Source organism: Rhodoferax sp. RT4P68 (genome assembly GCF_056521305.1).
The window spans coordinates 379692-402155 of record NZ_JBWMBB010000002.1 but is presented as its reverse complement, the minus strand read 5'-3'; the positions used below and the strand labels follow the sequence as shown (position 1 = coordinate 402155).

The following is a 22464-nucleotide window of genomic DNA, read 5'->3' as shown; positions in this document are numbered from 1 at the left end:
CTCGCGTCAGCAAGATGTGCGGCGGTACGGCACTGCCGTGGGGTTGGCAGAACGACCGAGCTTAAGCGGCCACTTGCGCCCTGCGCTGCCAGCGCCAATGTGCAGACAGCGCAGCCTTGGCGACCACGCCGCGCAAGCCACCCGTCCAAACGCCTTTGTAGAACAGGTGCTCCTCGTTCGCAAAGTCGCGCTTGGCCTTGGTATCGCCCTCGCCACGGTCAATGACGGCCACGCCATGCAGGTGCGCATCCCGGATGATGTGGCGGTACAGGATGCGGCCTGGCGAGTAGGCGGAGTAACGGTCTTCATAGACCGGAAACCAGAAGTGCAGCATGGCACCGGACTGCAGGCCGAAGTGCGCGGCGACCAGCTGGTCACCCGCATGCAGTGTGCTCAACACGCCGGTGCATAGCGGCTCGCGCAATTCCAGTAGCGCGTGCAGCAGCCGCGTGTGGTGCGCATCGAAGAGCGGCGCCTGCGCACGGCCGGTACGCTGGTATTGGTCCTGCTTGAGCGTGATGAGTTGCTCCAGCGCCTCGCGCGGGCGCCCCGATTGGAACGCGAACGTCAGCGCGCCGTGTTCGGCGATCAGCTTGCGTTCACGCCGTTCGGTATCGCTCACGAGCTTCTTGTCGATCAGGCGCAGGGCCTCCCAATGCGCGTCGCCGGTGCCGTGAATGCGCGTGCGCAGGCCCACACGTGGGTCTTCGCCCTGCAGGCCGTACGCGGCTTGCGATTCGTCCAGATGCGAAAAGTCGATACAGCCGATGCCGCTGCGCGACAGCAGTTGTTCGGCGCTGACACGCAGCCCCGCCGTGGCCAGCAGGCCGAAGTAGTCGTTCATCACCCCCGCCACGGGCTCGTATACCCCCAGGGTGCCGACCAGCGAGGCGCGCGCCTGCACAGGCAACACGCCGACCAACCGGCCATCGGCACGTTGGCGCACCAGCAGGACGGTGACGGGCCGCGCATAGGCCGTGTCGGCCGCCGCGCAGAAATCGGGCGAAAGGAACGCGCGCTGCGTCTGCGGGTCATCGGCCATCAGCGCGCGCCACGCGGCCAGGTCTTGGGGCGACAGCGCGCTGAATGCCGTTCGCGTGATGTGGAGATCAGGGGTCATGCCAAAGCAAGGGTCGGAAAGGCGTCAAGCCGCAGCACAGGCGCCATCAGGCGTGGCGGCGAAAGAAGAGAAAGGTGGCCAGCAACGGGAAGTCGATGCGCCCGCCGCGGCAGGTCCACTGGTTCTCGGGCACATGGATGCGCCCGAGCCGAAACGGCTGCGCGTTCGGCCCCAGCAGCGTCAACTCGGGGTCGCTGGTGAAGGCCATTTGGAAGCCGGCCTCACGGCTCATCTCCGACAGGTGCGCGTCATAGGAGCCATGCGGGAACGACATGGTCACCGGCGTGCCGCACAAGGGGGCGATGAGGTCGTGGGATTGCCTGAGCTCGGCCGCCGCATCGGCGCTGTGCAACAGAGGTGCGTGGGTATGGCCATGCGCTCCCAGTTCGATGCAGCCCGGCGCGAACGCGTCGAGTTCGGCCCGGCTCAGCATCTGCCGGCCCTGCTCGCCGCCCAGCGATGCGGGGGCGGCCAGCTGCAGCACGCGGTGGCGCTCGTCATCGTCGAGTGCGGCCAGCCGCGCGGTGAGTTGCTGACCGGCGTCGCGTTGGCCCGCAAGCGGTGCGTCCACGCCCATGGCCTCGCACAGCCGTGCCGTGGCCGCACGCTCGGCCAGCACGTGGACCAGGATGTACTGCCACCACAGGGAGTGCTTGGAGGCTATCGGCTCCGTCGCGAGAAACAGCACGCCGGTCAGGCCGCGTTGCTGCAGTGCCGCCTGCGCGTGCACCAGCGTGTCACGCCAGCCGTCGTCAAAAGTGATCAGCACCGGATTGGGCGGCAAGGTGCCGCGACCGTGCAAGGCATCGTGCACCTGTCGCAAGTTCACGCAGTGGTAGTGCTTGCGAACGAAGTCCAGGCAGCGGCCAAACCCCTCGGTGCTGAAGGTGAACTCGCGCTCGGCCGCGGCATAGTCGGCGCCATCTGCCGGCAGCACGCGGTGGAACATCAACGTGGTCAGCGCGCGCCGGTTGCGCAGCGCATGGGCTGCGCTCAACAGGCCACACCGGTACAGCAGTTCCCGGACCAAGGCTTTGGCTTGCATGTGTCAGCCTTCCGGCACGCGTTCGGGCGCGGTCATCAGGTTGCGACCCAGCTGCAGCATGAAGCGCAGTGGGTCCTTGCCCCAGGGCGTGAAGCGCGGAATCTGGTAGACCGACGTGCCGATCTCTGCCACACCCCACTGCGTTGTCACGGCGCTGGTGTAGCCCGCGCGTTTGACGATGTCCACGTGGTGGCTGGAAAAGTCCACATGCGGCCGGCCGTTCGGGTAGGCGAACATGCGCACGGGCGAGTCGACCAAGCCCTCCAGAATCTCGCGGACGCCGCCGATTTCTCGCACGGCCTGATCGTGGTCGCAGTAGTCGAGGATCGGGTGGTCGTAGGTGTGGGCGCCGATGCCGAACCCGCGCCCGCTCAGCTCGCGCAGTTGCGCCACCGACAGGCGGGCCACGTCGTCCGGGCGCACGTCGGCGGCGGCTTCCAGACGTACCAGCAACTCTTCGCGCAGGTCCAGCGTCTGGTACTTCAACAGGCGCTCCAGGCGCGCCACGGCCGACTGACGCGCGTGCAGGCTGGACAGATCGATGGGAGGGATGGCCGGGAACTGCAGGTCCAGCGTCGGCCCCTTCAGCTCACGCACGGCCCTGGCGATGCGCTCGTGCCACAACGGGCGACCGTGGAACTGACCGGCCGTGATGAACAGCGTCGCGTGCAGGTTGCGCCGCTCCAGCGCCGGCGCCATGCCCAGAAGCCAATCCGAGTAGCCGTCGTCGAAGGTGATGCAGGCCGCACGCGATGGCAGGCGGCCGGACGTCAAGCCGCGCACGCCGTCTTCCAGCGAAATGATCTGGAACTGGCTGAGCACGGCATCGAGCAGGTACTCGAATTCGGCCAGGCTGACATCCTGCGGCACCAGTGGGTCGAGCTGCAGCGGGATCTTGTGAAACAGGAAGACCGACAGCTTGTCGCGCGACAGCAGCTGCAGGACGGAGCGAGAAAATGGCAGCATGTTCAACTTCGTCGCATGACGGCGATGGCAGGCGGCACAGGTGCGCTCTTCTCGGCAGCGACGAGTTTCAAGACATGCTGCCTCAGCATTTCCATGACGACCAACACGATGTAATACGCCTCCAGATAGGCCAGGCTCACGAACAGGCCACCGACCATGTAGGCCATGATAGAGAGCATCAGCATATCGGCCATGTCCGATGCCCACAGGTGGCGCTTGCCGGTGGGGGCCAGCAGGCGCCGGATCTGGCGGCGCGCGTACAGGCCATTGAACAGCAGCACCATGAACAGCAGGAATCCGACCAACCCCAGGTCGCCCATGGTTTCGAAGTAGATGCTGTGCGCCGCTTTGGCGCGGAAGGTCGGGATCGGCGTCGAAATGAAGCCCAGCAGTCCCTGCGAGGTGAGGAACTGGTCCCAGACATACTGGATCTGCACGGCATGCAGACCGCCGCCGAACAGCGGGTTCGACAGCGCAATCGCCGAGCTGATCTTCCAGGCGATCACCCGCCCCATGAAGGAAGCGTCTTCGTCCGCGTGCTCGATGGTCTGCAGCCTGTTCAGCCATGATTCCGGCGCGAATGCGTAGAACACGATGCCCAGGCAGGCGACCACGAACAAGGTGGCGAACTTGCGCCGGCTCGTCTTCACGAGCCACAGGCCGGTAACCGCCAGGGCCACGAAACCGCCGCGCGAGCCGCTGCCCACGATGGTGAACGCCGTCAGGCCGAATGCTGCCAGCAGTCCCAGCTTGACCCACTTGCGCGCCGAGTGCATGTAGAGGTAGTACAGGATCGGCAACGACATGGCCAACGCTGTGGACAGGTGGTTGCGGTCATACAGCATGCTGCCCGTGGGGCCCGTCACGATGTGCCCGCCGCCGGAGGCGATGAGCTTGAGCCCGATCACCATGCCGTGAAAGCCAAACCCCAGCGCTACCATGACCAGCATGGCGTGCAGGCGGATGCGGCTGGTGAGGAACAGCGGGGCCAGCAGGCAATACACCATCCCCTTCAGAAAGATCTCGTAGTAGTAGGCGTTGTGCGGGTTGCCCGCGTAGCCGAACAACACGGACAGGCTCACGTGCACCACGAACAACAGCATCAACGCGGTGGTGCGGTTGAACTCGTAGGACACGCCCTTGACGCGGCCCAGCACCACCAGCACCAGCGTCAAAATCGCGAACAGAAAATTGAAGCGGCCGCCCGCCAGAAAGCCATACAGGTAGTTGGTCGGAATCAGCACCGTCGTCCAACCCCACAACAGGTAGGCGACGAAGGGCCGGTAGAACGCCAGCGGGATCAGCACCACCAGAAAGCTGGCGACCATCAGATCACGCATGACGGACGTACCTCAGGTGCGCCATGGAACGGCGGCTCACTTCGCGTCGTCGAACAGGAACACGCCCATGCGCTTCTCGTCGACTGGCGCTTTTTCTGCCCGGTGAATGCCCAGACACAGCAGCGTCATGAACAAGACGTCGAGCATGAAAAGTATTCCTTCGATCATAGGATTCCGTGTGTGTCGGCAAAGTGGGCCGGCTACCACGCGCAGCTTTGCGTGACGTGCCCGGCATGGCAGCACCCCCTACGGCCAGAGCGGGGCGGCGCGCCCGGGCTACCGGCGGCGCCGCGAATGATAGGCGACGCAACAACCCGTGAGGCTGCCTGGGGCGAGGGCCGATTGTTGCGTCAAATCACAAACACCAATGCCGAATATGCACGGCATTCGCGCATACTTGCCGCCGGTCATGCAAGTTCGCCGCTCCCTGTACATCACGCTCCTGTCGAGCAACGCATCTGCCCTGGTGATGTTTGCGCTGACCATCGTGCTGGCGCGCTTGCTGACGCCTGACGACATCGGTGTGTTCTCGGTCACTGTGGTGTTCATCAATGTGGTGGCGGTGTTTCGCGATTTCGGCGCCGGCCCCTACCTGGTGCGTGAGAAGGACCTGACGCCTGAGAAGATCCGCAGCGTGCTGGGCCTGCTGCTAGCCACCTCGTGGATCCTGGCCGTGGCCCTGGTGCTTGCCAGCGGGCCGATCGCGGCCTACTACCGGCAGCCAGCCATCGCCGACGTACTGCACGTGCTCACGCTGAGCTTCCTGCTGGTGCCCTATGCGTCGGTGCTGTCGTCGCTGCTGATGCGCGACATGCAGGCCGGCAAGACGGCCATCGTCACGGCCGCCAGCACTGCCGTCTATGCGGCGACCTGCCTGCTGCTGGCGTGGCTGGACTTCGGCCCGCTGGCGCTGGCCTGGGCCAACACCGCCAACCTGGTGACCAACATCGTCGGCTTCTACCTGGTGCGGCCTGCAGGCACGCCGCTGCGCCCGGCCTTCCACGGCTGGCGCGAGCCGATGCGCTTCGGCCGGGGCGCCATCGCCGGCAACCTGCTGACCGTGACGCATGCCGCATTGCCCGACCTGGTGCTGGGCAAGGTGCAGGGCACGCACGAGGTGGGGCTGTACAGCCGGGCCAACGGCCTGGTGGGCCTGTTCCAGCAGGTGGTCGGCCCGGCGGTCAGCTACAACGCCCTGCCCTTCATCTCGCAGCACCACCACGCCAGCACACCGCTGGCGCCGCTGCTGGCGCGCACCACCAGCTACCTGACCGGCCTGGCCTGGCCGGCCTACCTGGTGATTGGCGTGTTCGCCGAGCCGATCGTGCGCTTGTTGTACGGACCCACCTGGGTGGAGGCCGTGCCGCTGGTGCCCATCCTGTGCGTGGCGGCGGCTGTGCGCATCGGCTATTCGCTGAGCCAGCCGGCGCTGCTGGCGATCGGCAGGCCCTACCTGATGGCGCTGTCGGTGGGCGCCAACCTGGCGGCCCGCGTGCTGATGCTGTGGTGGCTGGGCAGCGCCGACCTGTGGACGTTTGCGCTGGCGCTGTGCATCGCCGACGTGGTGAGCCTGCCGGTTCCGGCCTGGCTGATGGCGCGGCATCTGGGCTATCCCCTGCGCGCGTCGCTGGCCGCACAAGGACGCAGCCTGGCTGTCACGCTGGCATGCGCCGGCGCGGCCTGGCTGCTCAGCGCCGGGCTGCCGGCCGACTGGCCGCCAGCCATGACCGTGCCGGTGGTCAGCCTGGGCTGCGGGCTGACCTGGCTGGCCGCTGTCTTCGCTGTGCGCCACCCGCTGCGCGAAGAACTCCAGCGCCTGGTGCAACCGCTCGGTCGTGCGTTGCAGCGCCGGTAGACTGCGCCTCCCAAAGCTCCACCACCCCGCTCGGCAACGTGGCCACCTCCTCCATCCCTGTTGCGCGCCCCGGCCCGGTCGTCTCGGTGTCGGCGTTGTGGGCACTGTGGATCGGGTTCGTCGTCTACGGCAGCCTGGTTCCGCTGGAACACGTGGCCATCGACTTCGACACGGCGCTGGCGCGCTTCTCGCGGTTGCCGATGCTGGCCCTGGGCGTGACCGAGCGGGCGGACTGGATCGCCAACGGCGTGCTCTACCTGCCGGTGGGCTTTCTCACCACGCTGCTGCTGGCGCGGCACACCGCCACGTTGGCTGGTCGCGTGATGGCGGCGGCGCTGGCGGTTCCGTTCGCGGTGGTGCTGGCGCTGGCGGTCGAGTTCACGCAGCTGTATTTTCCGCAGCGCACGGTGTCGCTCAACGACGTCTACGCCGAGTGCATCGGCGGCTTTGCCGGCGCGGCACTGGCAGCCGGATGGGGCCATTCGCTGCGGCGGCTGGCGCATGCCATGGCAGGGCGCGCCCACCTGAAGGCCAGCCACGCCGGGCTGCTGTATCTGGCGCTGTACGTGGCGTACAGCCTGTTTCCGTACGACCTGCTGCTCACGGGCCAGGAGGTGGCGAACAAGCTGGCGTCCGACCTGTGGGGGTGGGTAGTGGCCGACAGCGTGGGCGCGCGGGTGCGCGTCCTGATGGGCCTGTCGGTGGTCGATACGCTGACGGCCGTGCCGCTGGGCCTGCTGTTCGCCCATGCATCGCGCGGGCGCTCGCCGACTGCCTTTGCGGTCTTTGCCGGCGCGCTGCTGGGCGTGGCGCTGGAGGTCACGCAGTTCTTCATCGCCTCGGGCGTCAGCCAAGGCTGGTCGGTGGTGATGCGCATGCTGGGCTGTGGCATCGGCGCGCAGCTGTGGCGCCACCGGGGGCATCTCGACCAGGCCCACCTGCAGGGTCTGCTGGCGCGCGCGGTGCCGTGGCTGGTCTTGCCCTATCTGCTGACGCTGGTGATGTTCAGCGGCTGGTTCTCCTCGCGCTGGATCGGCCTGGACGAAGCACTGGGCCGCCTGGACGGCGGCGTGCGCTTCATGCCGTTCTACTACCACTACTTCACCTCCGAGGCGAAGGCGGTGTTCAGCCTGGCCTCGGTCGCGCTGATGTATGTGCCCATCGGCATCGCCGCCTGGGCGCGGGGCTGGCGGCTGGGGCCGACCATGGCGCTGGGCGCGGTGGTGGCGGCGCTGGTGGAGACCGGCAAGCTGTTCGTCTTCGACAGCCGCCCGGACCCGACCAACCTGCTGATCGTGGCCGGCGCCGTCTGGCTGACGGTGTGGCTGCTGCGCCTGGCACCGGGGCTGATGGCGGCGGGCCGGCTGGCGCCTGCAACAGCCGCCCCGGCGGGAAGATCGCCCCACGCGCCGCGCGCGATGGCGCAGGCCTCGCCGCACGAGCGATCGTACGCACCGGAAGCGACAGTCTCGCTCGCGCCCCCGCCCATAGCGACAGCCGCACCCTCCACCATGGGCACGGCCAGGGCGACGGCCAGGCCCCTCGACCCGGCCACAGGCGCCCCCACCGACGCCGCTGAAGCGACGGCCTTGGCGCCCGCCGCGCCGCCTGCCACCGGCCCGGCCCGTCTCGTGGCCGCTGGCGTCGGCGTGGCGCTGTGCCTGGCCTGGGCGCTGCAGTTCCCGACCCTGCCCTGGCTGCTGGCGGCCGGCCTGCTGGGCTACGCGGCCTTGGTCTGGCAGCGCCCGCTGCTGGTGTTCTTTGCCACGCCGGCGCTGCTGCCGATGCTCGACCTGGCGCCGTTCAGCGGCCGCACCTTCCTGGACGAATACGACGCGCTGCTGGCGGTCGGCCTGTGCGTTGGTTTCGCGCGGTTGCCGCCGGCCCAACGGCGCCGCCCCCGCCACGGCACGCTGCGCCTGCTGTCCCTGTTGATGGCGGGTGCGCTGATGATCAGCGTGGCCCGTGCGCTGCTGCCCTGGCCCGGCATCGACGCCAACAGCTTTCTGAATGACCTGAGCCCGTTCAACGCGCTGCGCATCGCCAAAGGCGGGCTGTGGGCCCTGCTGCTGCTGGCACTGGCCACGCGCCAGCCCCACGGTTGGCGGCTGGCCGCGCAACTCTTCGGCCAGGGCCTTGTGGCCGGGCTGGCGTACACGGTGCTGTTCGTGTTGTGGGAGCGGCGCAGCTTCACGGACTGGCTCGATTTCACCAACCAGTACCGCGTGACCGGGCCGTTCTCGGCCATGCACACCGGCGGTGCCTATGTAGAGTGCTTTCTGGTTGTCGCCACACCCTTCCTGGTGCATGCCATCGCACAGGCGCGCCTGCTGTGGGCCCGGCTGGCCGGCGGCGTTCTGCTGCTGGGCACCGCCTACGCAGTGATGGTGACGTTCTCGCGCGGCGGCTACGTGGCCTTTGCGCTGGCGCTGCTGCTGGCTGTGGCCAGCGCGCTGCGGGCCGATGTGGCGGGGCGCAAGGCCTGGATCGCGGCGGCGCTGATGCTCGCCGGGGTGGCCGCCGTCGCGCTGCCTATCCTGGGCGGCGGCTTCGCGCAAACGCGGTTGGCCGCCAGCGGGCAGGACCTCAGCACCCGCGAGCAGCACTGGGCCGGCGCGCTGGCACTGCACGAGGGCGACTGGACGCGCAGCCTGCTGGGCCTGGGCCTTGGCGGCTTTCCGGCGGCGCACTACTGGAGCAGCGAAGAAAAGTCGCGTACCGCCACCTACCAGCTGTTCGCACACGACGGCAAGAGCGGCCTGCGCCTGGGCAGCGGGCAGCCTCTGTACCTGGACCAGCTCGTCGACGTGCAGCCCTACACCAACTACCGCGTGCGCCTGAACATCCGCGCGCCGCAGGACAAAGGGCGTGTGGCCGTCATGCTGTGCCACAAATGGATGCTGGAATCGCAGGACTGCCGCTCGCTCAGCTTCGCGCCCGACAAACCCGGTGGCCAGTGGTCTGCCGTGACGCAGATGCTGAACACCGGCCCGCTGGGGTCGGACGCGCTGGACCACCGCCGGCCGGTCAAGCTCTCGCTCTACAGCACCGGTACCGGCGCCATCGAACTGGACGCTGTGCGGCTGGAAGACGCGCGCGGACGCAACCTGTTGCGCAACGGCGACTTCGCGTCCGGCATGGACCACTGGCACTTCACCGCCGACGACCACCTGGCCTGGCACGTCAAGAGCCTGCCGCTGGCCTGGTACGTCGACCAGGGCGTCGTGGGGCTCGGGGTGCTGGCGCTGTGGCTGATGGCGGCGCTGTGGCGCGCCGGCCGGGGTGCGCTGCGTGCCGAAGCGCCGGCCGGGGCGGTGCTGGCAGCGCTGGTGGGGTTCCTCGCCGTCGGCATCTTCGACGCGTTGCTGGACACGCCGCGCTTTCTCATGCTGCTGCTGGTGCTCAGCGGGTTTGCCCTGGCGCTGCGGCGCCACAGCGGACCATATGGCGGACGGGCGCCCCGCCAGCCACACCCCACTGGGCGATGAAGCGGTGGCGTCGCCGTCGGGCCGGGCCGTCCGCCTTGGTCTGACACAATCGCCTCGTGCCCACTACTCGCCTGCGTCGCGCCCGATCGGCTGCCTGCCGAGGCCGCGACTTGCCCCGCGGCTACTTCTGCGCCGCGACTCCACCATAGCGGGCACGGCCTGCCTGCGACGCCTGCGCGCGTCGACCTCATCGGCGGATGCCCGGAGCTGCCCAGCCTGTCCGCACTTGTCCACCTTCCAGAATTGCACCGCATGGGCACCCGTGCGGATGCACCCGTGCCATGGCCCTTTCTTCTTCTATCCGACAGCAGTGGCTGTCCAACGTCCGTGGCGATCTGCTGGCCGGCCTGGTGGTCGCGCTGGCCCTGATCCCCGAGGCCATCGCCTTCTCCATCATTGCTGGCGTGGACCCAAAAGTGGGCCTTTACGCCTCGTTCAGCATCGCGGTGATCATCGCCTTCACCGGCGGGCGGCCCGGCATGATCTCTGCCGCCACCGGCGCCATGGCGCTGGTGATGGTCTTGCTCGTGAAGGAGCATGGCCTGCAGTACCTGCTGGCCGCCACGGTGCTGACCGGTCTGCTGCAGATCCTGGCCGGCGTGCTGCGGCTGGGCGCGCTGATGCGCTTCGTCTCGCGCTCGGTCATCACCGGCTTCGTCAATGCGCTGGCGATCCTGATCTTCATGGCCCAACTGCCCGAGCTGACCAACGTGGGTTGGCAGGTGTACGCGATGACCGCCGCGGGCCTGGCCATCATCTACGGCCTGCCCTCCCTCACGCGGGCGGTGCCGTCGCCACTCGTCACCATCGTGGTGCTCACCATCGTCGCGCTGGTGCTGGACCTGGACATCCGCACCGTGGGCGACATGGGGCAGCTGCCCGACAGCCTGCCGGTGTTCCTGCTGCCCGACGTGCCGTTGAACCTGGAGACGCTGGCCATCATCTTCCCGTACGCGCTGACGCTGGCCGTGGTGGGGCTGCTGGAGTCGATGATGACGGCGGCCATCGTCGACGAACTGACCGACACGGGCAGCGACAAGAACCGTGAGTGTGTGGGCCAGGGCGTGGCGAACATCGCCACCGGCTTCATCGGCGGCATGGCGGGGTGCGCCATGATCGGCCAGTCGGTCATCAACGTGAAATCTGGTGGGCGCGGACGACTGTCGACGCTGGCGGCCGGCTTGTTCCTGTTGCTGATGGTGGTGTTTCTGGGCCGTTGGGTCAGCCAGATTCCGATGGCGGCTTTGGTGGCCGTGATGATCATGGTCTCGATCGGCACCTTCAATTGGGATTCGCTGCGCAAGCTGCGCAGCCACCCACCGAGCTCCTCCATCGTGATGGTGGCGACCGTGGCGGTGACGGTGGCCACGCATGACCTGGCGCAGGGCGTGTTCGTTGGCGTGCTGCTCTCGGGCGTCTTCTTCGCACACAAGGTCGGCCGGGTGCTGCGCATCGACCGCAGCATCGATGCAGACGGGCTGGAGCGCCGCTACCAGGTCGTCGGCCAGGTGTTTTTCGCTTCGTCGGAAGCTTTCATCGCCGCGTTCGACTTCAAGGAACTGGTGCCAAGGGTTGTCATCGACGTGGGACGCGCGCACTTCTGGGACATCACGGCGGTCAGCGCACTGGACAAAGTCGTCATGAAGTTCAGGCGTGAGGGCACGGAGGTCGAGGTGCTGGGCCTGGACGAAGCCAGCGCGACGCTGGTGGACCGCTTTGGCGTCCATGACAAGCCGGGCGCTGTCGAGCAGCTGATGCATTGAACACGGGAGACCCGCACATGCACACCATCTACGCCTGCGTCGACGGGCACGACAACACCCACGCGGTGATCGACGGCGCCATCTGGGCCGCCAGGACCTTGTCCGCGCCCCTCCAGTTCCTGCACGTTCTGGAGCGTCACCCCGAGCGCGCGGCGCTGGCCGACTACAGCGGCGCCATCGGCTGGGACGCCCGCGACTCGCTGTTGCAGGAGCTGAGCGAGCTGGACCACCGGCGCGGTCAACTCGCGCAGGAGGCCGGGCGGCGCTTGCTGACCGCTGCCCGCGCCCATGCTGAACAGGCCGGCCTGCCTGGCGTTGACACGCTGATGCGCCACGGCGCGCTGGCCGAAACGGCCGTTGAGCTGGAAGCGGGTGCCCGGCTGTTCGTGTTGGGGCACCGCACCAGCACCGACACCCGGCCCCACCTGAACCACCATCTGGAGCAACTGGTGCGCAGCGTGCGCCAACCGGTGTTGGTGGTGCCCGGCCCGGCATTCACGGCGCCCCGGCGGGCCGTCATCGCTTTCGATGGCAGCGCGACCGCCGGCAAGCTCGTCGCGCGCGTGGCGGCCAGCCCGCTACTGGCCGGCTTGCCGATCGTGCTGGCCTCGGCGGGCTCGGGCGGATCGCGCGAGCCCATGGCCCAGGCCGAGCGTGCGCTGCAGGCGGCCGGCTTCCAGGTCAGCTCCGAGGTACTCGTTGGCGAGCCGGAACTGGCGCTGCCGGCCCGGGCGAATGAAAGCGGGACGGTGCTGGTGGTCGGTGCGTACGGTCATTCGCGCATCCGCCAGTTCATCGTCGGCAGCACGACCACCGCGCTGCTGCGCGCCAGCGCGGTCCCGGTGCTGGTGCTGCGATGACCGTGAGCCGGCAAGCGCTGCGCTGCGCCTGCCGCATCGGCACTTGTGGCTGGCCCCTTGCACGCCTCGGTGCCCGAGGACAGGGGCAACGGGTCGAAGATGGGCCGCCCGTCAGCGCGCGGGTCGCTGCAAGGCCTGCTCGGCCAGCCGCACCACACGCTGGGCATTGCCGTTCCACGTCAGGCTCTGGCGGGCGATGCTGGTGCGGGCGCCCTCCGCCAGCCGCTGACGCAGGGCCGCATCGGCCCCCAGCGTAGCCAACGCGCGCTCGAAGCCACCGGGCTCCTGTTCGTCGAACAACAATGCGTTGTCGCCGTCGGTCAGCACTTCCAGCAGGTTGGGCACGCGTGGCGCGACGATGGCCTTGCCCAGCACCAGGTACTCCATCAGCTTGAGCGGCGAGGCGTAGGGCACGACGGCGGGCTGCAGCGCGATGTCGAAAGCGCTCACATGCGCCGGCACCTGGTCGCGGTGCACCACGCCTGTGAAGGTGACGCGGTCGGCGATGCCCAGCTGGAGTGCCTGGGCCTGCAGTTCCTCGCGCACCGGGCCGTCACCGACCACCAGCAGGTGGCTGTTGCGCGGTGCACTGGCGCCGGCCATCCAGGCGATGACGCGGTCAACGCCATGCCAGTCACGCACGAAACCGGTAAAGCCCAGCACCAATTGGCCCTGCAGGCCGAGCCGCGCCTTGGCGTCGTCGGGTGCCGGCGCGGCATGGAAGTGCGCCTCGTTGATCCCGTTGGGGATCACGGCAATGCGCGTGTCCGGCACGCCGTAGGCCCGCACATGGTCGGCCAGCACCTGTGTCACCGGCAAGACCCAGTCGGCGCCCTTCCAGGCGCGGCCCTCGGCCCAGCGCGCCAGACGCTGCAGAGCCAGCCCACCGCTGTGTTGCGATCGCTCCTGCACCAGCGGGGCGTTGACCTCCAGCAGCAATGGGACACGCAGGCGGCGGCTGGCCATCAGGCCGGCCAGCAGGAAGAGGTTGTATCGCTCATACACGATGTCGGGCTGAAAGTCGCGCGCAACGGCCATCAGCTTGCGGTAGGCCAATGCGGAATAGGCCAGCTCCATCAGCTCATAGGCCGCCTTGGGCAGGCGTTCCTTGAGGCGGTGCACCCAGTCCATGTCCTTGCCCATCTGACCCTCACCCTTGCTCTTGCCGTCGTCAGCCTCGCCCGGCGCAACGATGCGCACCTCGTGCCCCTGGCTGCGCAGGGCGTGGATCATCTCCTCGATGTGGACGGCTTGGCCATCCTTGGAAGCGGTGCGGTGGTGGTAGAGGATTTTCATGGGGCAGTGACGCTCGACCCTGCAACAGCCGGTGGCGCTTGGACCTTGCGCGGGAAGGTCTGCACCGTCCGCAGCGTCCATCGCGGTGCAGAGAAGCAGCGCTCGCCGTCTGGATGCTGGCGCACCATGGCCTGCAAGGTCTTGGGAAAGGAATAGTCGGAATCGGCCGTGGGCGCGCCCAGCACGGCATCGCGCAAGCGCTGGTCCGGCAGTCGTTCGCACAACGGGCGCTGTCCACGCAGATCGAAAAGACCAGCGATGCTGCACATGGGAAATCTGCTCGCCTCAGGGTTGGCGTGTGCGCTGCAGGCTAGAGGCGATCAACCCGCCGTTGGCCCGCAGGAAATTTGCCAACGTTGCCTGCGGGTTGGTGCCTTCACCGGCCGGCGTGTAGACGATGACCACGGCAGAGTCGTCGCCCTGCCCGGTCAGGCGCGACAAGGCGCCGTGGATCTTGGCCATGGCATCGCCGGCGATGAAGCGGTTGTTGACCCAGTAGACGCGCCAGGCCGTCAAACGCACAGCGCTCAGGCTGTCGGCGTGCGACGAGCGCAGTTCGGCCGTGCGCACCGTCACGTTCTGGCCTGCGATCTCGGCCGTGCTGCTGGATTCACTGGTCTGCGCCCAGTCGCGGTCGGCATAGGTCACCAGCAGGTTGACCGAGCTGACCAGCTTGCGTTTGGCGTCCTGGTTGCGGTAGTAGCCGATGTACAGGCCCACCGGGCGGCCGTCCTTGGTGGCACCGACCGTCAGCTCGGCCGATGGGCCTTCAAACGCCGGCTTCCAGCCGGACGAAGGCGCCTCGGCCGGCGCCCAGCCCCCCTGCAGGCTGTTGTCCAGCGCCAACTGCGGGATGGCGCGGGTCTGGGAGCGTTCGAGCGCCCAGATCACGCCATGCGGCAGCAGCGAGATCGCCAGCACCAGAACCAGCAGCGCATGGCGGAACGGGCGGGCTTGCGTGGGGGAGGCAGCAGCTGTCTGCACCACGGCGTCGTCGGTCGGGTCGGGCTCGGACCAGCGCGCACCGATGGCAAACATGACGACGATGACGATGCCGAAAAACACCCAGCCGTAGACCAGGTGGTCCGCCCCGGTGGCGATCTCGTTGCCCGAATAGTGGCCTAGCATCACGATGATGTAGGCGCGCAGCCAGTTGGCCAGCACCGGCACCAGGATGGACACCAGCACAAACAGCGCGCGGCGCTGCCATGACTGGTAGTTGAGGTAGGCGAACAGCGAGCCGACCGTGACCGAGGCGATCAGGTAACGGATGCCGCTGCAGGCCTCGACCACCGACCAGTTGCCAGAGGGAATCACGAACTGCTGGCCTTCGCGGTACACCGGCAGGCCCGACAGGCGCAACGCCAGAACGGTGAAGTCGGCCGTCCACTCCATGAGCTGGGGCATCATGAAATCGCCGATGGGCACGGCGAAGAACATGAAGCTCAGCGGGAACAGCAAGGCCCACGCGACCTGCCAGCCCAACACGGCCGGCACGGCCAGCACCAGCAGCATCGTCAGTGCCAATTGCGTGGCGGCATTGACGGCGACCAGATCACCCGCCAGCCACAAGGCCACCGCGCCCAGCATCAGCAGCATGGCGCTGACGGCGGGCCGCGGCACGATGCCAGCCAGGCGATGGCGCTGGCGCCAGACCAGCCACAGCACGATGGGCAACACCAGGAAGCCGTGGGCGTATGTGTCCGAGCGCTCCCAGATGTCCACCATGGCCATGGCAGTGCCCCGGTAGAGCACCAGAAGCCAGGCCACGACCAACACGAACAAGGCCATCGGCACGCGCCAGTAGGCCGGCATCGCGGAGGGGGAGGCAGTAGCAGGGGTCGTCATGCGGGTGACCAGGCCGCAGCGGCCGGCTCGAGTTGGGGCAGGAAGCGGTCGATGCCGGACAGGTGCGCATCCCAGCTGAAGCTGCGCAGCACCTTATCGCGGGCCTGCACACCAGCGGCGGCGGCGCGCTGCGGGTCCAGCAACAGCGCCTCGACCTGGGCGCCAAAAGCCGCGGCGTCGGCGGCAGAGAACATCTCGACGCCCTCGCGCGCGCCGATCGCGTGCGCGCATTCGGCGGTGGCGACCACCGCCTTGCCCATGGCCATGGCTTCGAGGATCTTGTTCTGGATGCCGCGGGCAATGCGCAGCGGCGCCACCACGACCGCCGCGTGCTGCAGGTACGGGCGCACGTCGTCCACGGTGCCGGTGACTACCACGCTGTCAGATGCCAGCGCCTGCACGGCCGCAGCCGGGTTGCGGCCAACGATGTAGAAACGCAGGCCGGGCCGGCGCGCGCGCAGTGTGGGCAGCACCTCCGCGCAGAACCACACCACAGCATCGATGTTGGGCCAGTAGTCCATCGCGCCGGTGAACACCAGGGGCTGCTCGCCAACGGCGTAAGGCGAGGCACGGCCGGAGTCCGCGCAGAAGAAGCGCGCGTCCACGCCATTGCCCAGAGGGTCCACGCGCGTGGCGCTCTCGGGGGCCCGCTGGCGGAACAAGTCGGTCTCCTGCGAGGTCACGAAAAATGCATGCTGTGCCCGTTGGGCCACCGCTCGTTCGAACGCCAGCAGGCGCTCGCCTTCGCGGCGGTACAGCCACGACAGCGGCCAGGGCTTGGTGGGCGCGTACTGCGACCACTTGGCCGAGTCGAGGTCGACGAAATCGACCAGCATCGGCAGCTGCGGCGGTGCGTACTGCGCCATGGCGGACGAGAACACGACGCTGGCGTCGATCTGGTGGCGCGAAGTGGTATCGGCCACCCACTGCGACAGCCCGGCGTTGCGGTAGTAAGCCAGCGTCAACGGCTCGCCCTTCAGCAGCGCAGTGAGGCTGCGCACTCGCGCGCTGCGCGGATGCAGGCGCACGACATGCAGATCGGGGCACAGTGCCGTCAGCGCCGGCAGGTGAGCCTCGTCTTCGGGGTCGTCCAGGAAGGTGCCCAGAAAGACCTGGTGCTCGCGTTGCAGATGCCGCAGCAGATGGTAAGAGCGCACCTTGTCGCCCTTGTTGGGCGGGTACGGCATCCGGTGGACCAGGTACAGCAGCCGGGCCATGTTCAGCCCAGGTTGCGCACGATGTGCGGGCCGATGAAATTGACCAGCGCGCGCGGCAGCCGGCGCCAGGTGCGGATCACCATTTGGTACTTGGCGTTTGACGGGTTGTTCTGCGGCACCGCATCGCGCTTGTACAGACAGTACTCGTAGTGCAGCGGTTGCGGCTCGAAGCCCCAGTTCTTCTTGAAGTCGTAGGAGCCCGTGCCCTGCTTGCTGCGCCCGTAGTCGAACAGCCGCACGCCGCGCGCTGCGGCATGGGACATCAAGGCCCAGTACTTGAAATCGTTGGCCGCCAGGTCGCGCGCCGCCTCGGCGTCACCAGCGTAGTACGGCAAGACCTCATCACGGAAGTAGAAACTCAGCACACTGCTGACGGGCTGCCCTTCGGCCGTGGTCACAGTCAGGACTTCGCAATCGGACCCAAACTCGGTCTTGAGCGCCTGGAAATAGCGCTTGGACATGGCCGGCGTGCCGTGCCGGTGCACGTTGTCCGCGTAGAGCGCGAAGAAGCGATCCACCTGCGCATCGATCGTGCTCTGCAGGCCGTTCTTGATGCCCTTGCGCACCATCGCGCGCTGCTTGCGCGGGATGGCCTTCATGTTGACCTCGTCGTCGGCCACGATTGCCTTGCGAAAGGTCACATACAAATCCTGCAATGGCCAGTCGGCATGGCGCCGCTCGACATTGCGCAATTCGAGGTGGTCGACGCCGAGCTCACGGGCAAGGCGCTGTGCTTCCTGCTCCAGCGCGTCCGCAGCTTCGGCACCGACCGCCGCCACGCCACCGTAGACGCCGAACGGCAGGCCGACCAGCGCATTGCCAAACAGCCGGCTGTTCACATGGCCGAGCGGCAGCACGCCTTCGATGCGGCCATCTACTTCGGCGTACAGAAAATACGCGTCGTGCCGGAAGATCTCGCGCAGGATTTTTTGCCAGCCGGCGCGGTGGAAGAAACTGGCCTGTGGACAGGCCAGCACAAACGCGTCCCAGCGCCGCGCCGCCTCTGCATCCCGAGGCGAAAGACGTTTGACCGTCAGCATCGCGCGGGGTCAGCCAGCCGCGGCGCCAACAGCGCGAGGCAGGAAGATGTGGTCCATGCGGCCCCAGCGGAAATCGCCCAGTAACCGACCCAAGCGCGCTTCCATGCGCCCGATGTTCACGTAGTGACGAAAGCGCGCCTTCGCGCCCACGCCTGCGACCCGGGGTTGGTCGACGTCGATCTCCCATGGATGGAAGTAGAAGATCGCGGCCTGGCGGTCGCCCGCATTCACCTGGCTCAGCATCCAGCGCGAAAGTTGATAGGGCAGCAAGCGGAAATACCCACCGCCGCTGGAGGGCAGGTTGCGGTTCATGACGCGCAGCGTGGTCACCGGGATTTCGAGAAGTCCCTCGCGCACCGGGTAGGCGAAGCGCGGCGAATCCGGCATGCCATAGTGATCGTGCTGGATCGGGTAGATGCTCGAGCTGTAACGGTAGCCGGCACTCTGCAGGCAATCGAAAGCCCAGAGGTTGCCGGTGCCAATCGAGAAACTGGGCGCGCGGTAGCCCTGCACCTGCTGGCCGGAGAGGTCTTCCAGAATTTTCTTGGCCCGCACGATGTCCGACAGGAACGCCGCAGCGCTCTGGTCGCTGGCGCGCTCGTGGCCGTAGCCATGGCTGGCCAGCTCGTGCCCATCGGCAACGATGCGCTGCACGATCTGCGGATAGCGCTCGGCGATCCACCCCAGCGTGAAGAAGGTGGCCTTCGCGCCATGGGTGTCCAGCATGTCCAGGATGCGGTTCACATTGCGCTCGACACGGCACTCCATCGTGTCCCAGTCGTCGCGTCGGATATACGGGGCGAACGCGGACACCTGGAAGTAGTCCTCGACGTCGATGGTCAGTGCATTGGTAATGCGCTGGTCGGCAGCGGCCGTGCGCATGGCCGAGACGACAGCGCCGCCGTGAACGCCATCGGCAGTCTTGTGGGCAAGGTTCATGGCGCGTTCTCCTCGATCGAACCGACCGAACGCTTGGCCGAAACTACCAGCTTCTTCATCATGGTGAGGATTTCCAGATTGATCCGTTCCAGCCGCAGCAGGCTGCGCTCGAGGCGCTGCAGACGGTCACCGTGCTGCTCGGCATCCAGGCTGGACAGCTGCACATCCATGGCGTCGAGCACGGCGGGATCGAAATTGAGGCCCGAGACATCCATCTCGACCTCGGCGACAGCGCGCGACATCGGCGCTTGCACCAAGCCAGGCGGCGTCAGGCCGGATTCTTCGCGGATTTCCTTGGCCACCTCGTTCACGTCGTCGGCCGTCAGGCTCTCGCGCTCGGCCAGGTAACCCAGCAGCAGCAGGCGGTCGCAGATGGAATTGATGCGGCGCGGGATGCCACCGCTGGCCTCGAAGATGGCGGGAAAGGATTCGGGCTCGAAATGCGGGCGGCCGGTGCTGCCGGCGCACTTGAGCCGGTGCTCGATGTAGCCCTGCGTCTCCTCCAGATCCAGCGGCCCGATGTGGCAGGCGGCGATCACACGCTGACGCAGCTGCTGCATCTGCGGATGCTGCAGGATGTCCCGGAACTCGGGCTGGCCGACCAGAAAGCTCTGCAGCAACGCCTGGTTGCCGAACTGAAAGTTCGACAGCATGCGCAGCTCTTCGACTGCGGGCGGCGACAGGTTCTGCGCCTCATCGACGATCAGCAGGCAGCGCTTGCCCTGCATGGTCTGGCCGATCAGGAACGCCTCCAGCGCCATGAGCAGGTCGGCCTTCGAGGTGTCCTTGGTCTTGACGCCGAACGCGGCAGCCACCATGCGCAAGGTGTCGTCGGCTTCGAGTTGCGTGCTGACCACGTTGCCCGCGACCACCTTGCTCGGGTCCAGGCTGTCCAAGAGGCCGCGCACGATGGTGGTCTTGCCGGCACCGATCTCCCCGGTGATGACGATGAAACCTTCGTTGCGCAGCACGCCGTAGTCCAGATACGCCTTGGCGCGCCGGTGCTGCTTGCTGGCGTAGTAGAACGCGGGGTCGGGGTTGAGTTGGAACGGCTTGGTGCTCAACCCATAGTGAGATTCATACATGGGTCAGAACTGGACAATCAATGCGCCCGTGACGGCGGACTCGGAATATGGGGATATGGAATTGTCAGAAAGCGAGCGGCGCACGCCGACTGTGCCGGTGGTGTGCTGGCCCAGGCGCGTCGAGACGCTGAGATTCACGGCGCGCAGCGTCGACGACTGCAGCGCCAGGTCGCCTGAAGACTTCACTTGCGACGCCAACACGTTGAAGGTCGTGACGGGTGTCAGCCGCCGGGAGTAGATCAGGCTGAAGCCCTGCTGGCGCACCTGGGACGACGTGGCCAGGTCATCCAGGCCGGCCAGACCCGCCGGCACCTGCAGCAACCGGCTGCTGTGGGATTTGACGGCCAACACCGTGAACGTGTCGCGACGCCCCAGCAGCGTGAACGACAAGTCCTGACGCCGATTCAACGAAACGCCGGACGTCAGGAACCCCACGTTGACGTCGGTGTTGCCATTGAGCCCGTTGGCGACCAGGAAACCCTGCACCAATTGCGCGCGCCTGGCCGGATCGGGCTCGATGCTGGCGAACTGGTTGAACAGCAGGTCGGACAGCGGGCCCACGTTGACACGGCCCATCTGGTTTTCCTGCGTGGCGACGTCGCGGATGTCCGAGAACCGCCACGCCGTGCGCGGTGTCCGGTACTCGGCACTGATCTGGTGGGCCCGGCCGAAGAACCGCTCTTCCAGCAGCGCCGAAACGGTGGTGCGGTTCGACGGTGTCCAGACGACGCGACCGCCGTAGGTGGCGTGGCTTTCCTTGTCTCCGGTCAGCGATGCGTAGTTGTTCGACTCCCAGCCGGGGATGAACGCGAACTGCAGCTGCGGCGTGACCGGGTAGCCGAGTATGGCGCGCACGCGGTCGGACTCGTACGTCCGACCGGCGCTGTAGTCCAGCGTCATGTGCGCAACGTCGACACTCCAGGTGAACGCACGGCGCTGACTGTCCCCGGTCAACACGCCGGTGATCGATTCGATGTCCTGATCACCCACCAGAGACGACTTGCTGCGCGAAGCCTGTCGGGTATAGCGAGCCTGATAAGTGGCCCATTGGCCCAGCCTGCCCTGCACGTACGGGGACAGCAGGTAGGTGGAGACTTCAGTGCGGTTGGGATTGAAGCTCGAGTCGTTGTCCGACTGCGTACCGAACGCCGAAATCGTCTGCTGGGAAATCGTGCTGCCGAAATCCACGAACGCAAAATTGTCGACGGCCTCCAACTTGCCCTGCGCCCGCAGCGCATGCTGCGTACGGTTCAGCGATGAGTCCCTGGCGTGGTAGATCTGCCCAAGGGAGTAGTCGACGTCGGCTTTCAGCCGTTCCCCGTTGGCGGCCAGATGCACCCCCGGTCGAACGGTCGTCACGACATCGGAACTGCGGCCGCCGCTGCGCAGGCGCGCGTTGTTCGTCCACAGCGTATCGACCGTCACGCGTGGCACGACAGCCATGGCGCGCGTACCACCGATCGTCCCGAGCTTTCCGGTCCCGCCCGATCCCGCGTCAGCACCAGAGGCAGCGGCGCCCGACGAACCCGAGCCACCAGAAGACCCCGACGACGAAGCTCCGTCGGACGGTTGGGCCTGGGCCAGTGCCGTCACGCCGAGCAAACCGATCGCCCAACACACCTTCAAAGGCCTGGACGGCCATGCGCCACGCACGGTCGGCATATTCAGGAAACGCATGGGCGCTTGCGGCTAGTGGCCGTAGCCATAGCCGTAGCCCTGGCCGTAACCGTAGCCATATCCACCCACGGCTGCCGCCTTGGCCTGGTTCAGCACCAGCAGCTTGACGGGACAGGATTCGATCGTGGACAGCGCCTGCTGCACATCACTCTGCAAAGTCTTCTCCGCGTGCACGACGATGACGATCTGCCCCATGTGCGATGCCAGCACACGAGATTCCGTGGTCAGCAGCAGCGGCGGCGAATCGAAAATCACGATGCGGTCCGAATAGCGCTTGGCGATGTCCTCGATGAACAAGGTCATGGCATCGCTGGCCAACAACTCGGTTGCCCGCGTATGCGGCGTACCGCTGGGCAGCAGCGTGAGCTTGTCGATGTTGGTGCGCAGCAAGACATCGTGCAACTCAACCGTGTCGTCGACCAGCAGGTCCAGCAGACCGCGACCCGCCGGCAGCCCCAGCATGCGCAGGATGGAGGGGCGCGCGACGTCGGCGTCCACCAGCATCACGGTGTTGTCCAATTCGGTGGCAATGCTCATCGCCAGATTCAGGGCGGTGAAGCTCTTGCCTTCACCGGCCACCGCACTGGTGACCATGATCAGGTTGCCATTAGCCACAGGCACGGCGCCTTTGCCCATGGCGTTGGCAATCAGTGGCCGCTTGATGACGCGGTACTGATCGGCGATGTGCGAGCGCGGCGCATTTGGGCTGACCAACCCGGCGGCGACCATGGCGTCCAGGTCCAGATTGATCTGGCGCGAATTGACGATGGGCTTGGGAGGCACCGCCACGACGACGGGCTCGGGCACGACGGCCCTCGGCATGGCCGGGGGAACATCGCCGACACGCACTTCGTCGGGCATCACAGCCCCGGCTTGGCGCAACTGCTCCAGGCGTCTCGAGGCCTGTTCGATAAGACTACTCATT

At 67.1% G+C, this 22464-nt stretch carries 17 protein-coding genes; 4 read left to right on the top strand and 13 right to left on the bottom strand.

Features of this window, described 5'->3' with window-relative positions:
- Nucleotides 1-61: 61 nt before the first annotated feature.
- From AC099J_RS05330 to AC099J_RS05315, 4 genes are read right to left on the bottom strand one after another with little or no spacing between them, the layout of a single operon-like run.
- Entirely contained in the window at nucleotides 62-1120 is a 1059-nt protein-coding gene (locus AC099J_RS05330; protein WP_479614177.1) for a GNAT family N-acetyltransferase, read from the bottom strand.
- Between the two features lie 46 nt (nucleotides 1121-1166).
- Entirely contained in the window at nucleotides 1167-2165 is a 999-nt protein-coding gene (locus AC099J_RS05325) for a polysaccharide deacetylase family protein (protein WP_479614176.1), read from the bottom strand.
- 3 nt (nucleotides 2166-2168) lie between these two features.
- Nucleotides 2169-3131, bottom strand: coding sequence for a polysaccharide deacetylase family protein (locus tag AC099J_RS05320; RefSeq protein ID WP_479614175.1), 963 nt, complete (start codon nucleotides 3129-3131; stop codon nucleotides 2169-2171).
- Between the two features lie 2 nt (nucleotides 3132-3133).
- Nucleotides 3134-4471 carry a putative O-glycosylation ligase, exosortase A system-associated gene (locus AC099J_RS05315; RefSeq protein ID WP_479614174.1) on the bottom strand — a complete coding sequence of 446 codons (1338 nt, stop codon included), beginning with the start codon at nucleotides 4469-4471 and terminating at the stop codon, nucleotides 3134-3136.
- Between the two features lie 409 nt (nucleotides 4472-4880).
- On the opposite strand from AC099J_RS05315, the gene AC099J_RS05310 reads away from it, so the two are divergent.
- The 4 genes from AC099J_RS05310 to AC099J_RS05295 all read left to right on the top strand — a co-directional run bounded on the left by AC099J_RS05310 (nucleotide 4881) and on the right by AC099J_RS05295 (nucleotide 12437).
- Complete coding sequence (locus tag AC099J_RS05310; protein ID WP_479614173.1) at nucleotides 4881-6326, top strand: oligosaccharide flippase family protein; 1446 nt, start codon at nucleotides 4881-4883, stop codon at nucleotides 6324-6326.
- A 38-nt stretch (nucleotides 6327-6364) separates the two neighbouring features.
- On the top strand, nucleotides 6365-9814 hold the full coding sequence (locus AC099J_RS05305; protein ID WP_479614172.1) for a VanZ family protein: 3450 nt from the start codon (nucleotides 6365-6367) through the stop codon (nucleotides 9812-9814).
- Between the two features lie 281 nt (nucleotides 9815-10095).
- Complete coding sequence (locus AC099J_RS05300; protein WP_479614171.1) at nucleotides 10096-11577, top strand: SulP family inorganic anion transporter; 1482 nt, start codon at nucleotides 10096-10098, stop codon at nucleotides 11575-11577.
- Nucleotides 11578-11594: 17 nt separating this feature from the next.
- Complete coding sequence (locus tag AC099J_RS05295; protein WP_479614170.1) at nucleotides 11595-12437, top strand: universal stress protein; 843 nt, start codon at nucleotides 11595-11597, stop codon at nucleotides 12435-12437.
- Nucleotides 12438-12548: 111 nt separating this feature from the next.
- Here AC099J_RS05295 and AC099J_RS05290 read toward each other — a convergent pair whose 3' ends face one another.
- The 9 genes from AC099J_RS05290 to AC099J_RS05250 are packed head-to-tail and all read right to left on the bottom strand — an operon-like array spanning nucleotide 12549 to nucleotide 22463.
- The gene (locus tag AC099J_RS05290) at nucleotides 12549-13733 is read right to left on the bottom strand and encodes a glycosyltransferase family 4 protein (RefSeq protein ID WP_479614169.1); all 1185 of its coding nucleotides are present in this window, start codon (nucleotides 13731-13733) and stop codon (nucleotides 12549-12551) included.
- Nucleotides 13730-14002 (bottom strand): hypothetical protein, encoded by a 273-nt coding sequence (locus AC099J_RS05285; RefSeq protein ID WP_479614168.1) that lies wholly within the window; start codon nucleotides 14000-14002, stop codon nucleotides 13730-13732. The genes AC099J_RS05290 and AC099J_RS05285 overlap by 4 nt, the downstream gene beginning before the upstream one ends.
- A gap of 16 nt (nucleotides 14003-14018) precedes the next feature.
- On the bottom strand, nucleotides 14019-15581 hold the full coding sequence (gene xrtA, locus AC099J_RS05280) for an exosortase A (RefSeq protein ID WP_479614167.1): 1563 nt from the start codon (nucleotides 15579-15581) through the stop codon (nucleotides 14019-14021).
- On the bottom strand, nucleotides 15578-16798 hold the full coding sequence (locus AC099J_RS05275; protein ID WP_479614166.1) for a TIGR03087 family PEP-CTERM/XrtA system glycosyltransferase: 1221 nt from the start codon (nucleotides 16796-16798) through the stop codon (nucleotides 15578-15580). Before AC099J_RS05275 ends, xrtA begins: the two co-directional genes overlap by 4 nt.
- Nucleotides 16799-16800: 2 nt before the next feature.
- A complete protein-coding gene (locus AC099J_RS05270; protein WP_479614165.1) occupies nucleotides 16801-17838 on the bottom strand; it encodes a FemAB family XrtA/PEP-CTERM system-associated protein in 1038 nt (345 codons plus the stop codon).
- Between the two features lie 9 nt (nucleotides 17839-17847).
- Nucleotides 17848-18720, bottom strand: coding sequence for an XrtA system polysaccharide deacetylase (locus tag AC099J_RS05265; RefSeq protein ID WP_479614418.1), 873 nt, complete (start codon nucleotides 18718-18720; stop codon nucleotides 17848-17850).
- A 53-nt stretch (nucleotides 18721-18773) separates the two neighbouring features.
- The gene (locus AC099J_RS05260) at nucleotides 18774-19862 is read right to left on the bottom strand and encodes an XrtA/PEP-CTERM system-associated ATPase (protein ID WP_479614164.1); all 1089 of its coding nucleotides are present in this window, start codon (nucleotides 19860-19862) and stop codon (nucleotides 18774-18776) included.
- A 3-nt stretch (nucleotides 19863-19865) separates the two neighbouring features.
- Nucleotides 19866-21539, bottom strand: coding sequence for a TIGR03016 family PEP-CTERM system-associated outer membrane protein (locus AC099J_RS05255; protein WP_479614163.1), 1674 nt, complete (start codon nucleotides 21537-21539; stop codon nucleotides 19866-19868).
- Between the two features lie 12 nt (nucleotides 21540-21551).
- On the bottom strand, nucleotides 21552-22463 hold the full coding sequence (locus tag AC099J_RS05250) for an XrtA-associated tyrosine autokinase (RefSeq protein ID WP_479614162.1): 912 nt from the start codon (nucleotides 22461-22463) through the stop codon (nucleotides 21552-21554).
- Between the last annotated feature and the right edge of the window lies 1 nt (nucleotide 22464).